General features: G+C 62.8%; 14 protein-coding genes and 1 riboswitch. Of the genes, 7 read left to right on the forward strand and 7 right to left on the reverse strand.

Annotated elements, in window-relative coordinates; genetic code table 11:
• Positions 1-2: 2 nt before the first annotated feature.
• Together DNK50_RS22170 and DNK50_RS22175 are read right to left on the reverse strand one after the other, a co-directional pair.
• A complete protein-coding gene (locus DNK50_RS22170; protein WP_112196260.1) occupies positions 3-308 on the reverse strand; it encodes a protealysin inhibitor emfourin in 306 nt (101 codons plus the stop codon).
• Between the two features lie 28 nt (positions 309-336).
• Positions 337-1,401 carry a M4 family metallopeptidase gene (locus tag DNK50_RS22175; RefSeq protein WP_112196261.1) on the reverse strand — a complete coding sequence of 355 codons (1,065 nt, stop codon included), beginning with the start codon at positions 1,399-1,401 and terminating at the stop codon, positions 337-339.
• A gap of 133 nt (positions 1,402-1,534) precedes the next feature.
• Between DNK50_RS22175 and DNK50_RS22180 the strand changes: the two genes are divergently transcribed.
• From DNK50_RS22180 to DNK50_RS22195, 4 genes are all read left to right on the forward strand, one after another.
• A complete protein-coding gene (locus tag DNK50_RS22180) occupies positions 1,535-2,464 on the forward strand; it encodes a DNA/RNA non-specific endonuclease (RefSeq protein WP_112196262.1) in 930 nt (309 codons plus the stop codon).
• A 37-nt stretch (positions 2,465-2,501) separates the two neighbouring features.
• Positions 2,502-2,696: riboswitch (cobalamin riboswitch) on the forward strand.
• A gap of 114 nt (positions 2,697-2,810) precedes the next feature.
• Complete coding sequence (locus DNK50_RS22185; RefSeq protein WP_099586266.1) at positions 2,811-3,821, forward strand: ABC transporter substrate-binding protein; 1,011 nt, start codon at positions 2,811-2,813, stop codon at positions 3,819-3,821.
• Positions 3,818-4,834: an iron ABC transporter permease gene (locus tag DNK50_RS22190; protein ID WP_099586267.1), complete on the forward strand. Its 1,017-nt coding sequence runs from the start codon at positions 3,818-3,820 to the stop codon at positions 4,832-4,834. The genes DNK50_RS22185 and DNK50_RS22190 overlap by 4 nt, the downstream gene beginning before the upstream one ends.
• A complete protein-coding gene (locus DNK50_RS22195; protein WP_099586268.1) occupies positions 4,831-5,595 on the forward strand; it encodes an ABC transporter ATP-binding protein in 765 nt (254 codons plus the stop codon). The genes DNK50_RS22190 and DNK50_RS22195 overlap by 4 nt, the downstream gene beginning before the upstream one ends.
• A 481-nt stretch (positions 5,596-6,076) precedes the next feature.
• Here the strand turns inward: DNK50_RS22195 and DNK50_RS22200 are convergent, their stop codons facing one another.
• Entirely contained in the window at positions 6,077-6,958 is an 882-nt protein-coding gene (locus tag DNK50_RS22200) for a LysR family transcriptional regulator (protein WP_112196263.1), read from the reverse strand.
• 100 nt (positions 6,959-7,058) lie between these two features.
• Here DNK50_RS22200 and DNK50_RS22205 point away from each other — a divergent pair, with 100 nt between their 5' ends.
• Positions 7,059-8,111 carry an alkene reductase gene (locus DNK50_RS22205; RefSeq protein WP_112196264.1) on the forward strand — a complete coding sequence of 351 codons (1,053 nt, stop codon included), beginning with the start codon at positions 7,059-7,061 and terminating at the stop codon, positions 8,109-8,111.
• A 279-nt stretch (positions 8,112-8,390) separates the two neighbouring features.
• Here DNK50_RS22205 and DNK50_RS22210 read toward each other — a convergent pair whose 3' ends face one another.
• Both DNK50_RS22210 and DNK50_RS22215 read right to left on the reverse strand, forming a co-directional pair.
• Complete coding sequence (locus DNK50_RS22210; protein ID WP_112196265.1) at positions 8,391-9,335, reverse strand: alpha/beta hydrolase fold domain-containing protein; 945 nt, start codon at positions 9,333-9,335, stop codon at positions 8,391-8,393.
• A complete protein-coding gene (locus tag DNK50_RS22215; RefSeq protein WP_099586272.1) occupies positions 9,335-9,775 on the reverse strand; it encodes a TspO/MBR family protein in 441 nt (146 codons plus the stop codon). The genes DNK50_RS22210 and DNK50_RS22215 overlap by 1 nt, the downstream gene beginning before the upstream one ends.
• A 159-nt stretch (positions 9,776-9,934) precedes the next feature.
• Here DNK50_RS22215 and chrA point away from each other — a divergent pair, with 159 nt between their 5' ends.
• On the forward strand, positions 9,935-11,146 hold the full coding sequence (chrA, locus tag DNK50_RS22220; RefSeq protein ID WP_371929458.1) for a chromate efflux transporter: 1,212 nt from the start codon (positions 9,935-9,937) through the stop codon (positions 11,144-11,146).
• Here chrA and DNK50_RS22225 read toward each other — a convergent pair.
• Both DNK50_RS22225 and DNK50_RS22230 read right to left on the reverse strand, forming a co-directional pair.
• Positions 11,126-11,707, reverse strand: a complete 582-nt coding sequence (locus tag DNK50_RS22225; RefSeq protein ID WP_112196267.1) for a nucleotidyltransferase family protein — start codon at positions 11,705-11,707, stop codon at positions 11,126-11,128. The two genes, chrA and DNK50_RS22225, sit on opposite strands and share 21 nt — an antisense overlap.
• Before the next feature lie 17 nt (positions 11,708-11,724).
• On the reverse strand, positions 11,725-11,958 hold the full coding sequence (locus DNK50_RS22230; protein WP_099586275.1) for a hypothetical protein: 234 nt from the start codon (positions 11,956-11,958) through the stop codon (positions 11,725-11,727).
• A 215-nt stretch (positions 11,959-12,173) separates the two neighbouring features.
• Here DNK50_RS22230 and DNK50_RS22235 point away from each other — a divergent pair, with 215 nt between their 5' ends.
• Positions 12,174-13,325 carry a hypothetical protein gene (locus tag DNK50_RS22235; RefSeq protein ID WP_112196268.1) on the forward strand — a complete coding sequence of 384 codons (1,152 nt, stop codon included), beginning with the start codon at positions 12,174-12,176 and terminating at the stop codon, positions 13,323-13,325.
• The last annotated feature ends 52 nt before the right edge of the window (positions 13,326-13,377 follow it).

Consider the following 13,377-nt stretch of genomic DNA (forward strand, 5'->3'; position numbering starts at 1 on the left):
GTTCAACAGCGAACATGCCGCCGCACGCACTGCACCAACCCATCCAGGGCCTGGGACTTCACCGGCGCGAGCACACACACTGTGTGCTCGCGCTCACCCTCGCTGACCGTCAGGGTGTAATGCACCTGGCCCGGTTTGCCAGGCTCAGGCGCCGTGCTTTGCGGCAACTTGAAGAAGTCTGAAGCTTCGATCAGTTGCCGCAACTCCTGCTGTTGCGGCTCGGGCAGCTTCTCCAGCTCCACACTGTTCGGTTTCGCCAGGCCCGGAAAAAATGCCGGGCCGCCGTTTTCCTTGATCGAAATTCGCATGGCTGTTCCTCACCGCCCTGGCGGCATGTCAGACGTTGATGCCCACGGCTTTCCAGCCTACCTTGACGGCCTTCTGCTCATCCTTGTTCGCCCCGTACAAACGACCGGCGACGTCGTAGGTGATACGCGCAAAACGCAGGAACCCCGAGTTCGGCCGCAACCGTGCATCGCGCAGGGCGTCATACCAGATGCGCCCTGCCCGCTCCCAGGCAAACCCACCGATCTTCGTCGCCACCTGATAGAACGCATGGTTGGGAATCCCGGAATTGATATGTACGCCGCCATTGTCGTCATAGGTTTGCACAAAATCATCCATATGCCCCGGCTGCGGGTCCTTGCCCAGCAGCTTGTCATCAAACGCGGTGCCCGGTGCCTTCATCGAGCGCAAGGCAGTGCCTTTGATTTTCTTGGTGAACAACCCTTTGCCGATCAGCCAGTCGGCGTCCTCGGCCTTTTGCTGCAACGCGTACTGCTTGATGAGTGAGCCGAACACATCCGACAGCGACTCGTTCAACGCACCGGATTGATTGAAGTACATCAACTTGGCCTCATCCTCAGTCACGCCGTGGGCCAGTTCATGGCCGATCACGTCCAGGGCCACGGTGAAGCGGTTGAACAACTGCGCATCACCGTCCCCGAACACCATCTGCGTCGAATTCCAGAACGCATTGTTGTAGTCCTGGCCAAAATGAACGGTGGCGTCCAGCGCCATCCCGGCATCGTCGATGGAGTTGCGGTCGAACACCTGGTCGAAAAAGTCGAAGGTGGCGCCCAACCCATCATAGGCTTCGTCCACTGCGGCATCACCACTGGCAGGCTGGCCTTCAGCGCGGATCAGCTTGCCAGGCAGGCTGTCGGAGCCTTCGGCACTGTAGATCGAGCGGCGTTTTTCGGCGCCGATGGCCAGGGCCATATGCGCGGGGCCCTTGGCGGGCACCGCGACCATGCGCAGCGAACGGAACGTGCTGTCCTTGGCCCGCGTACGCAACGCGACGTCGCGCTGGGCTTTATCACCGTGGCGCGCGATCTGGTCGAGCATGTACGGCGGGATCAGGCAAAAAATCGGATTGCGATGAGGCTGGCGAACACACATTGGCTGGCTCCTTTTGCGAGGGGTGAGCGTCTGGACGACCGTTTTCAGGATAGCCGCCATGGCTTGACTCGACATCAATTGTCATCAACCTATGTTGCAGTCATGTTGATCCAACCCCCGTGAGGACCGCCCGATGCCAGCACGTAAAGCCAACGCCGACCTGACCTATCGCCCCCGGCTCGCCGACCTGCGGCCGCTGCTCGCGGCCAGCCCAACCCTGTTGGAAGCCCGGGCCGCGACGCCGCGTGTCACCCCGGCCAAAGACCTGAAAAACCGCCAGGGGTACGCCGACGATTTCCTCGGTAGCTTCGAGGTGCCCTGGCCCACCGTGGCGCAGGCCCTGGCGCCTGATGCGCAGCCAAAGCGCCTGGACTACACGCATTTCTCCATCACGATGTCACGCGCCCGACGACTGGCACTCTACGTGGGCGTCAATATCGACGGCGGGAAACACGTGGATATCGTGCGCAGCAACGACACCTGGGCCTACGACGGCCGCCTGCCCACCGACGCCCAGATAGGCGAAGACCTCTACGCCGGCAATGGCCTGGATCGCGGCCACTTGGTGCGGCGCCAGGATCCCAATTGGGGCGACGAGGCAAAAACCGCCAACCTCGATACGTTCCACTTCACCAACTGCTCACCGCAGATGAGCGGCTTTAACCAGAAGACCTGGCTGGAGCTTGAAGACTACATCCTCGACAACACGCAACGCTGGAAAGCGCGGGCCACGGTGTTTACCGGGCCGGTGTTCGGCGACGATGACCGCGTGTACCGGGGCGTCAAAATCCCCAAGGCGTTCTGGAAAGTGGTCGCCTACCTCAGCGACGACGGCAAGCCGTCGGCCAGTGCCTACATGATCGACCAAAGCCGCGAATTGGGTCAGCTTGAGCTGGTATTTGGCCAACTGCGGACCTACCAGCGCAGCGTGATCCAGATCGAGCAATTGACCGGCATCCGTTTCGGCAACCTGGCCGACTACGACGGGTTCAGCAACGAAGAGCGCGCCACCGGCACGCGAATTGAAGCGCTGATCCAGGGCCCCCAAGACATTCGTCTGTGAGCCACTGAACTTCAGCCTCCCTCTGCGAGGCTGAATCAACTACCATACCGCCGCCGGTTCCCCCACGGGACTAATAGGGAATTCGAAACGCCGCCCGCGGCGCCAATCGAAACTGCCCCCGCAACTGTAGGTGCCGAGCCTGCTCCTTAACGCCACTGGACCTCGTCCGGGAAGGTCGGAGCGTGGCGACGACGCATCAGTCAGGAGACCTGCCGGCCCAGCACAATCACTAACCGGCGGGGTGTCCGGGAAGGACATCCTTGCCTGCCCGACCGGCAGCGTTCGAGGGCGTATTTCCGAGCCGTACTGCCCCTGTTTCAACTACGGTTCACACGGAGATCGCCCGATGCTGCCACGCGTTATTGCCCTGATCACCGGCCTGGGTTTCTGTGCCCTGGCCCAAGCGGCGCCCACTCACTACCCGCTGACGGTCGAAAACTGCGGCAATGCCGTGACCTTCCCGCAAGCTCCTGCGCGCAGCGTGACCATCGGCCAGGCCGCCACCGAAATGCTGTATGCCTTGGGCGTCGGCGATAAAGTGGTCGGCACCTCGCTGTGGTTCAACCGTGTGCTGCCCCAGTACCAGGCGCAGAACGACAAGATCGAACGCCTGGCCAACAACGAGCCGAGCTTCGAAGCCGTGATCGCCAAGCGCCCGCAACTGGTGGCTGCCGAGCTGGAATGGGTGGTCGGCCCGCAAGGTGTGGTGGGCACCCGCGAGCAATTCCATGAACTGAAGATCCCGACCTACCTGCTGCCCTCCGACTGCGAAGGCAAGGACAACCTGGTGGGCGCCGACGGCACGCGGCTGGAGCCGTTCCGCATCGAGACCATCTACAAAAGCATCAGCCAGCTGGCCGAGATTTTCGACGTACAGGCGCGCGGCCAACAGCTCAACGATGACCTCAAGGCGCGCCTGGCCAAGTCCGTCGCCACCGTGCAGAGCAAGGGCCTCAAGCACGCCAGCGCGCTGGTGTGGTTCTCCAGCTCCGAGATGGCCAGCGACCCGTATGTGGCCGGCCACAAGGGCGTCCCCGAATTCATGCTCGAAACCCTCGGCCTGCACAACGTGGTGCAGTCCGATGAAGAGTGGCCCGCCGTCGGCTGGGAAACCATCGCCAAGGCCAACCCGACCTTCCTGGTGATCGCCCGCATGGACCGCCGCCGCTACCCCGCCGATGACCATGAAAAGAAACTCGCCTTCCTGCGCAGCGACCCGGTCACGCGCAACATGGACGCGGTGAAAAACAACCGCATCATCATCCTCGACGCCCTGGCGCTGCAGGCCAGCATCCGCACGTTCGATGGCCTTGAACAACTGGCTGGCGCCATCGACGGCTACGACCTGCACAAATGAATAAAAGCGTGATCCGCACCCTGCTCGCCCTGACGCTGCTATTGATCGCCGTACTCGCCGGCGTGGCCATCGGCGAAACCGCCATCGAGCCGCAAGTGGTGCTGCAAGTGCTCGCCAACAAACTGTGGAACGCCGGCTACCTGCTCGACCCCATCGACGAAGGCGTGGTGTGGAACTACCGCCTGACCCGCGCCCTGGTCGCCGCCGCGTGCGGTGCGGGGCTGGCCACCTGCGGGGTGATCTTGCAGTCGTTGCTGCGCAACCCGCTGGCTGACCCTTACTTGCTGGGCATCAGCGCCGGCGCATCGACCGGCGCGGTATTGGTCGCGCTGATGGGCGTGGGCGGCGGGTTGATTTCGCTGTCGGCCGGCGCGTTTGTCGGCGCCATGGCGGCGTTTGCCCTGGTGATCCTGCTGGCGCGGGCCAGCAGCTCCATGAGCGGCACCGGCCAGATCATCCTTGCAGGCATCGCCGGTTCGCAGCTGTTCAATGCGCTCACCGCATTCCTGATCACCAAGTCGGCCAGTTCCGAGCAGGCCCGCGGCATCATGTTCTGGCTGCTGGGCAACCTCAGCGGCGTGCGCTGGCCGTCGGTGTGGCTGGCGGTGCCGGTGGCAGTGGCCGGCTTGGCGGTGTGCCTGTGGCATCGGCGTGCGCTGGATGCGTTCACCTTTGGCAGCGACTCGGCGGCGTCCCTTGGCATTCCGGTACGCCGCGTGCAATTTGTGCTGGTGGGCTGCGCGGCACTGGTGACGGCGGTAATGGTGTCGATTGTCGGCTCCATCGGTTTTGTCGGCCTGGTGATCCCCCACGCGGTACGCCTGCTGCTCGGCACTGGGCACTCGCGTTTGCTGCCGGCCAGCGCCTTGGGCGGCGCACTGTTTTTGATCGCGGCGGATGTGCTGTCGCGCACCTTGATCAAAGGCCAGGTGATTCCGGTGGGCGTGGTCACCGCCTTGGTCGGCGCGCCGGTGTTTGCGCTGATCCTGATCGGCCGGAGGAATGCACGATGAGCGTACTCAGTTGCACCGGCCTGGGCTTCAAGGTGCGCGACGCCGAGTTGCTGCGCGACATTCACCTGGAGGTGCAGTTGGGCGAGACGTTGGGGATTGTCGGCCCGAACGGCTCCGGTAAATCCACCTTGCTCAAACTGCTGGCGGGCTTGTGCACACCGGCGTCAGGTGAGGTGCGGCTGGGCGGCGAGCGGCTGGGCGACCTTTCGCGCCGCGCCATTGCGCAGCAGTTGGCCGTGGTGGAGCAACAAGCCGACACCGACGACGCCATCCGCGTGTTCGACGCCGTGGCGCTGGGCCGCACGCCGTGGCTGTCGGCGCTGAGCCCGTGGTCCAGCGACGACAACGCCATCGTCGTCCAGGCCCTGCACGACGTCGACGCCACCCACCTGAGCCAACGCGCCTGGCGCAGCCTCTCCGGCGGCGAACGCCAACGCGTGCACATCGCCCGCGCCCTTGCGCAACGGCCGCAGATCCTGTTGCTGGATGAGCCGACCAATCACTTGGATATCCAGCATCAACTGGCGATCCTGAAGGGCGTGCAGGGGTTGCCGGTGACGACATTGATTGCGCTGCATGATCTTAACCAGGCGCTGACCTGTGATCGCTTGGCCGTGCTGGATCGCGGGTGTTTGGTGGCGTTGGGCACACCGCTGCAGGTGCTGACGCCGCAACGCTTGCAGGACACGTTTGGGGTGCAGGGACATTACCTGACCGACCCGTTTGATGGGGCGCAGATCTTGCGGTTGCGCTCCAACTGAGTCACCAGGGTTGTTGTGGCTGATGAGTCCTTTGTGGCACCTTGGCCTGCTGTGGCACATGAGTTCTTTGTGACATGTGAGTGCTTTGGGGCAGGTGAGTTCTTAGTGGTATGTGAGCTCTCTGTGGTGAGCGGGCTTGCCCCGCGCTGGGCTGCGAAGCAGCCCCAATAAGACCGCCACGATTCTTCAGCAAAACCTCAGCGTTTGGTTGGGGGCTGCTTCGCAGCCCAGCGCGGGGCAAGCCCGCTCACCACAAAAAGCCCGCTCACCACAACAGGCCCGGTGACCACAACAATCCCTGTGACCACAGCAGGCCCGCTCACCACAGCCCTATAAATACCGCTGCATAGGCGTCGTGCACCACACCGGATCGTCCTCGACATCCACAATCTCAAACCCCTGGCGGAATCTCGGCAACGGTGACCGTCTGAATATTCATCATTCACCCATTCGTTGGTAGTGCAGAAAGTTACCGGGCCTGTCACGCATCCTCCAGCCTGTCGCGCAAAAAATCGATAAACCGTTGAGTCTTCGCCGGCAGCAGGCGGGTTTCGGTGAGCGCATAGACAGGCACCGATGTGCCATGCCAATCGGGCAACACTCTACGCAGTATGCCGCTGGCCACATCCTGTTCGGCAATGCCCTCAGGCAGCAGCGCAATGCCCAGGTCCAATGCGGCCAGCCGCCGGAGCATGCCTACGCTGTTGAGTTCAAACCGCCCGCTTACGTCGACTTCCACCTTATCCACACCCGACACCAAGCCCCATTGATGCGCCCTTGAACCGCGCATGCGCAAACATTCGTGATGCGCCAGGTCTGCGGGCTGCGCAGGCAGGCCAGCGCGTTCCAGGTACTGGGGCGAGGCGTACAGCGCTCGGCGCATGTTCGCGAGTTTGCGTGCGATCAGATTGGAATTGGCGGGCTCGCCCATGCGAATGACCACGTCCACCGGATCACTGATCAGGTCGGCCTGGCGTGGCGTTAAATCGAGTTCGAAGGTGATACCCGGATACAGCCGGGAAAATTCGGCAATCAACGGCGCCAGGTAGACCATCGCGAAATCCACCGGCAACGAGGCGCGCAGCACGCCGTTGGGCTGGGCGAGCATTTCGCCGAGTTGCTCATGGGCCAGGCGGGCCTCATCGACAATGCGCTTGCAGCGCTCAAAGTACAGTTGGCCAGCCTCGGTGGGCTCGATCTTGCGCGTGGTGCGGTGCAACAGCCGCAGGCCGATGCCTTTTTCCAGCTCGCTGATGCGCCGGGACAGCGTCGAGTTCGGCATGCCCAGGGTCTCGGCCGCACGGCTGAAACTGCGAGCCTTCACCACCTCGACAAACAGCGCCATATCGTTGAGAAATTCCACAACATTATCCCATCAGTGGATTAGTCATTTCGCGTTTGAGCCATTTATCCCGAAATCGGATTGATCAATCATAACCCCATCACTGATGAGGAACACCGCCATGAATGCTCTTTTTTCTCCCCTTGCCCTCGGTCGCTACACCCTCGCCAATCGCCTGGTCATGGCGCCAATGACCCGCTCGCGCGCCGACGACGCCGGTGTGCCTTCCGACCTGGTGACCACCTATTATGCGCAGCGCGCCACAGCCGGTTTGATCATCTCCGAGGGTGTGTTCCCCGACGCATCGGGCAAAGGGTATGCGCGCACCCCAGGCATCGAAACCGCCGCACAGGTGGCCGCCTGGAAATCCGTCACCGACGCCGTACATGCCCAAGGTGGCCACATTTTCATGCAACTGATGCATTGCGGACGGGTGTCTCACCCCTCGTTGTTGGCTGACGGTGGGCTACCGCTGGCCCCCTCGGCGATCAAACCGGCGGGCCAGACCTGGACCGCGACCGGCCTGCAGGATTTCGTCACACCCCAAGCACTGAGCGTGACGCAGATCGGTGGCGTGGTTGACAGCTACCGCCAGGCCGCACGCCGGGCAATCGAAGCGGGCTTTGACGGTGTGGAGTTGCACGCCGCCTCCGGTTACCTGCCCGAGCAATTCCTCTCCAGCGGCAGCAACCAACGCGACGATCAGTACGGCGGTTCGGTGGAAAACCGTAGCCGCTTCGTGCTGGAAGTCCTCAAGGCGATGGCCGATGAAGTAGGCGCTGATCGCGTGGGCATCAAGATTTCCCCCGAGATGAACTTCAACGACATCAGCGATGCCAACCCGCAGGAAACCTACACCTACCTGGTCACGCAACTGCGCGGGCTGAAGTTGGCCTACCTGCATGTGGCACTGTTCGGGGCTAGCTTTGACTACCACGCCGCGTTGCGCCCGTTGTTCGATGGCCGCTATTTGGTGGGCAGCGGGCTGACTCGGGACAGCGCCGACAGCTTGATCGCCGAAGGCAACGCCGATGCGGCGGTTTTTGGTAACGCGTTCCTGGCCAACCCGGACCTGCCAGCGCGTTTTCGCAGCGGTGCCGCCTTGAATGTGCCCGACAAGGACACCTTCTACGCGCCAGGTGCCGAGGGTTACATCGATTACCCTGCGCTCTGAGGTGCACCACTCGGCTACTGAGCCTGGGTGATACTTGTGGTGAGCGGGCTTGCCCCGCGCTGGGCTGCGAAGCAGACCCATCAGAACCACCCCCGCTTTTCCAGACAAACCGAGTTGCCTGGTTTTGGGGCTGCTTCGCAGCCCAGCGCGGGGCAAGCCCGCTCACCACAACAAGCCCGCTCACCACACAAAAACCGGCTCACCCCAAATAAGCCCGCTCACCACAACAGGCTTGCTCACCCCAACAGGCCGGTCCGACGCAGAGGTTGAGGGCAATCGTTAAAGCGGCATAAACAAGGTTGTCCGCTTGCCATCGATGCGCTCAGTCATCCACTTGCGGCTGTACGCCAACACCGCCTCCCCCATCGCCACCGGAAAATGGATAAACCCATGGGCCGATTCCGGCAGCAGATGGGCCTCGGCCTGGGGCCAGCGCTGCGCAATCAACAGCGTGTCGTCCTTGAGCGGGTCCAGCTCCCCCACAAACATCAATGCCGGAGGCAGGTCGTCGAAGTCGCCATACAGAGGTGACAACGGCGGTTGCCTGCGCTCGTCATCGCTGATCCCCGGCGTCAGCATGCGCAGGGCCTCAACCATGCCCGGCCCATCCAGCAATAAGGTCTCCGGCCCGGCGCTGCGTACACTCGGCGTACCGGTCAAATCATAAACGCCGTAATACAGCACCGCGCCGCTCACACGCTGGAGCAGCGCGGGCCATTGCTTGAGCGCCAGCAACGTGGCTGCCGCCAAATGCCCGCCGGCCGACTCGCCCACGACGATAACGGGCAGGTGCTTGAACTCATCGTCGCTGAGCAACCAACGCGCCGCCGTCAGGCAATCCTCCATCAACCCCTCAACCGGTGTGTCCACCGCCAGCCGATAATCCACCGACACCACCGCCACGTCGCAGGCGTTGACCATGCCGAGGTTGAGGTCGTCATCCATCTGCGCGTTGCCGATCACCCAGCCGCCGCCGTGGATATCCAGCACCACGCCCTTGGGCTTGCCGACGGGCCGCAGGATACGCACGGGTACGCCGTCCACGGTCCGGCTTTCAGCGGGCGTTGCGCGCCTGACCTTCTGGCTCACGCGCAACAGCGCCTGGATCAAGCGCGGTGTCACCCGGTTGCGGATTTTAAAGCGCGGCATCCAGGCAAGCTTTTGATTGAAGCGGCGCATCTGGGCCAGTTCCGGCTCGCTGGCAGGCCAAGGTTGATAAGCCATCAGCGGTTATTGCGCAGGATCGAGAAATTCAACGCCGCCGCGACACACAGCCACGCCAGGTACGGGAACAGGATCAAGCCGGTGATCAAATCCAGGCGCACCGCCAGCACCACCATGGCCGCCACGGTGACCCACAGCAACACGATGATCACCATCCCGGCAAGCAGGCGATGGGCGCCGAAAAACACCGGCGTCCACAACGTATTCAACGCGATCTGCGCGGCCCACAGCGCCAGCACCATTTGGCTGCCGGGGATCAGGCTCAGGCGGTAACCGGCCCAGGCCAGCAGCAGGTAGATGATCGTCCACGCGACTGGGAACAGCCAATTGGGCGGGGTGAAGCTGGGTTTTACGAGGGATTCATACCAGGCACCGGGCTTGAAGATCACGCCGGTGCTGGCGGCGGCGGCGCAGGCGAGCAGGAAGATGAAGAAGGTCATGGTCGGTCCTTGAGTTCGGAGGGAATAAAGCAACGCTATGCTTGAATGACTCAAACTGCTGCGCATAAATTCAATGAATCCCCCAAAAATGGCGCTGCGCGTCATGAAAACTGGGTAGGGTCTGCGCCCTACCCGATGATCAAATGTGGAATCTTGACCGTGGCCATCCCCCTCGCCCATCACCCAGACAGCCCGTGGTCGGTGTTCCTTGTCTTCCTGCGCCTGGGCCTCACCTCCTTCGGCGGCCCCATCGCGCACCTGGGCTATTTTCGTGACGAGTTCGTCACCCGGCGCCGCTGGTTGAGCGAACGCAGCTACGCAGACCTGGTCGCACTCTGCCAATTTTTACCCGGCCCGGCCAGCAGCCAGGTCGGCATCGCGCTGGGCCTGCAACGGGCAGGTTACGGCGGTGCACTGGCGGCGTGGGCCGGGTTCACGCTGCCGTCTGCCTTGCTGCTGATCGTATTTGCCTTGGGCATTGCCCAGCACAGCGAAGCCCTGCCAACCGGCGTGCTGCACGGCCTTAAAGTGGTCGCCGTGGCCGTGGTCGCCCAAGCCGTGTGGGGCATGGCGCGCACCCTGTGCCGGGGCGTGGCGCGCGTAAGCCTCATGCTGATAGCTGCGTGCGTGGCGCTGTTGACGACGTCCGCGTGGGGCCAGGTCGGCGCGATTGCCGTCGCTGGCGTTGCCGGCCTGCTGTTCTTGACGCCCACGCCGAACACCGAACACGAAGCGCTGCCCATGCCGATCCGCCGGCGCACCGGCGCCCTGTGGCTACTGCTGTTTGTGTTGTTGCTGGTAGGGTTGCCGCTGCTCGCCGAAGCGCTGCCCAACCAGGGCCTGGCGCTGGTGGATGCCTTTTACCGCAGCGGCGCATTGGTGTTCGGCGGTGGTCACGTGGTACTGCCGCTGCTGCAAGCCGAAGTGGTGGCACCGCACTGGATCAGCAACGACCTGTTCCTCGCCGGGTACGGCGCCGCTCAAGCCGTGCCCGGCCCCTTGTTCACCTTCGCCGCGTTCCTCGGCGCCGCGATGTACTCGCCCCCTAACGGCTGGCTGGGCGGCCTGATCTGCCTGCTGGCAATCTTCGCCCCCGCGTTTTTACTGGTGTTCGGCGCCTTGCCGTTCTGGGAAACCCTGCGCCGTAGCCCGCGCACCCAAGCCGCGTTGGCGGGCGTGAATGCGGGCGTGGTGGGTTTGTTACTGGCCGCGCTGTACCACCCGGTGTTGACCAGCGCGATCTACAGCGTCTACGACATCGGCCTGGCGGTGCTTGCACTGGTCGCGCTGATGGTCTGGAAACTGCCGCCGTGGCTGGTAGTGGTCGCGTGCGGCGGATTGGGAGGGTTGTTAAGCGTCAGCGTCGGCTGAGCCAGGCTCAACAATCCTTAGCCACGGCCACCGCGCCTGATAACTCCTGGCCTTCTGCGCAAACAACGCCGGTTCCGAATGCAGTGGATTGATCCGCAACAGTCCCTGTTCTACATCCGCCAATCCATAGGGCGCATACACCTCGCCGGTGGCGATCTCCAACCCGATGCACGTGCCAGCCACCAGATAACGATCAACCCCCTGTTTAGCCGAGTGCAGCTGCGGGTAAGGTCGGCCAAACCGCTGCCCATACCAGAGGTGAACCCGCGCCTGGTTCCTGACCTCCACATTCACGCCCAAATCCTGGAACAACCGCTCGGCCCTACGAATCACCGCGTCCTCGGCCTCGTAGGACAAGTCGGTGTCGAAGTAGAAAACGTCGTAGTCCTTTACGCCCTGCGCGGCAGGAAGATTGCACTGGTGATTCCACACCGCCTGGAACAGACACCCCGCCGTGAGCATGCACTGCTCCACACCGAGGTCGGGCAGGCGCTTGGTCATTTCAGCATTGATGGGGTTGGCCATGGCCAGGTGGAGCAAGGTGTCGACGGTCAAGGTCATGGGGATCCCTGATTTAATCAGCCCTTCAACTCACTGGCGCGATGACTCGCGGCATCGTCATAAGCCACATACAGCGACTCAGCGATTTGGCTCTTGATCGCCTTGGACGCTTCCAGCCCCAACACAAAGCCTTCTGCCTTGCCGCCTGCGCGGTTGAGTTCTTCATGGGTGGCGGCGCCGGTGATGGCGTCGAGCAGCTTGGTGGCGTGCGGGCCGACGCCCTTGGGCAGGCTGATTTGGTCGATGGACATGGGCGATACCTTGCAAGAGAGAGATCGGTAGCGCGTGGAACCACTGCCGAGGGGGTGGCATGGTAGACCGATATGCCCTGCAACGGGGCGTTTGCGAGTGAACCGGTTTGAAACTCCAGATGCGCTCGTAATGGCATTTCACTATCATGCAGCGCCCGGCACCGCTTCACCGCGCATGCCCGCACACCTCATTCAATCAAGACCAGGGACAGGCAATGCCGCCACTCAAAACACTGCTCGCCGCCAGCCTGCTGCTGATCTCGCTCCTGCCGAGCGCTGCCAGTGCTGGCCTGTACAGTTCGGACAACAACAACTTTGGCATCCTGAAAACCAACCTCACCGACGCCAGCAAGTACCGCTACGCCGCGCTGGTGTCGACCAGCAGCGAAGGCGACAACTTTGAAACCCTGCACCAGCTCTCACGCGTCTACGCCGAGATCCTGGAAAAAGACATGGGCGTGCCCGTCGCCCTGTACAACGCCGACACCCTGCACCTGAAAAACATCGACACCTACCGCGCCGCGGCCATCGAGCAGATCCAGCGCAAAAACTTCAGCGCCACGGCCGACACCTGCGCAGTGGCCAGCACCTTTCTGTACCCGTCCACCGTCGCCAACCTATTGCGCATCATGGCCCCCGACATCGTCATCCCCCGCAACGACCCCGCGCTCCACGCCCAACTGGTCGATGTGTCCAAGCACTTCCTGGCGCAAGACCTGGGCGTGCTGATGAAGATGTGCGAAGCCTCGCCGTCACGCAAACAAACCGCCGCCTTCAAAGAATTCCTGGAAGCCCTGCAAAAAGCGCAGCCCTACATCGCCAGCACCGCCCGCCTGAGCCAGCACCGCATGCAGGCCAACGCGGAACAAAACGCCGAAGACGCCCGCCGCGCAGACATCGACCGCAAGGCCCTCGCCCGCAAAGCCGAGCAGGACAAAGCCTACCAAGCCGCCGAAGACGCCCGCGACGCAAAAATCCTCGCCGACCAGGCCGCCGTACGCGAAGAACAACGCCTCAAGGCCCAACGCGCCGAACAAACCCGCCAACAAGCCCTGGCCGCCCGCCCCCCCGAACAAGTGAACAGGGACAACCAACAAAACGAAGACGTGCACTTCTGCTACAAATACGCCGCCATGAACAAAGTGGCCACCGACGCCAACAACCAAGGGATGTCGATCGAACGCGCCGAGCAAGTCCTGGTGGATATGAGAGGCCTCAAAGGCCAGGATGCCGAAGACATGCGCAGCACCATCCGCGTCGTGCGCCTGACCCACGCCAACGACACCCCCAACCAAGCCTTCACCCTCGAATACGACCGCTGCCTGGCACTGCGTGCCAAGAAACGCGCAGAGGGCTCACTAAACTGATCCCTCTGTGGCGAGGAAGCTTGCTCTTGCTGGGCTGCGCAGCAGCCCCAAT

The sequence above is a fragment of the Pseudomonas sp. LG1E9 genome, assembly GCF_003290225.1.
Classification (GTDB): Bacteria; Pseudomonadota; Gammaproteobacteria; order Pseudomonadales; family Pseudomonadaceae; genus Aquipseudomonas; species Aquipseudomonas cyclaminis.

Bases quoted from the DNA above. Each gene is read 5' to 3' on its own strand.
- DNK50_RS22210 (WP_112196265.1), bottom strand. From the start codon at position 9,335: ATGGCTTATCAACCTTGGCCTGCCAGCGAGCCGGAACTGGCCCAGATG.
- DNK50_RS22230 (WP_099586275.1), bottom strand. From the start codon at position 11,958: ATGTCCATCGACCAAATCAGCCTGCCCAAGGGCGTCGGCCCGCACGCC.
- DNK50_RS22185 (WP_099586266.1), top strand. From the start codon at position 2,811: ATGCTGCCACGCGTTATTGCCCTGATCACCGGCCTGGGTTTCTGTGCC.
- DNK50_RS22195 (WP_099586268.1), top strand. From the start codon at position 4,831: ATGAGCGTACTCAGTTGCACCGGCCTGGGCTTCAAGGTGCGCGACGCC.
- DNK50_RS22215 (WP_099586272.1), bottom strand. From the start codon at position 9,775: ATGACCTTCTTCATCTTCCTGCTCGCCTGCGCCGCCGCCGCCAGCACC.
- DNK50_RS22190 (WP_099586267.1), top strand. From the start codon at position 3,818: ATGAATAAAAGCGTGATCCGCACCCTGCTCGCCCTGACGCTGCTATTG.
- DNK50_RS22180 (WP_112196262.1), top strand. From the start codon at position 1,535: ATGCCAGCACGTAAAGCCAACGCCGACCTGACCTATCGCCCCCGGCTC.
- DNK50_RS22175 (WP_112196261.1), bottom strand. From the start codon at position 1,401: ATGTGTGTTCGCCAGCCTCATCGCAATCCGATTTTTTGCCTGATCCCG.
- DNK50_RS22170 (WP_112196260.1), bottom strand. From the start codon at position 308: ATGCGAATTTCGATCAAGGAAAACGGCGGCCCGGCATTTTTTCCGGGC.
- DNK50_RS22225 (WP_112196267.1), bottom strand. From the start codon at position 11,707: ATGACCTTGACCGTCGACACCTTGCTCCACCTGGCCATGGCCAACCCC.
- DNK50_RS22235 (WP_112196268.1), top strand. From the start codon at position 12,174: ATGCCGCCACTCAAAACACTGCTCGCCGCCAGCCTGCTGCTGATCTCG.
- DNK50_RS22205 (WP_112196264.1), top strand. From the start codon at position 7,059: ATGAATGCTCTTTTTTCTCCCCTTGCCCTCGGTCGCTACACCCTCGCC.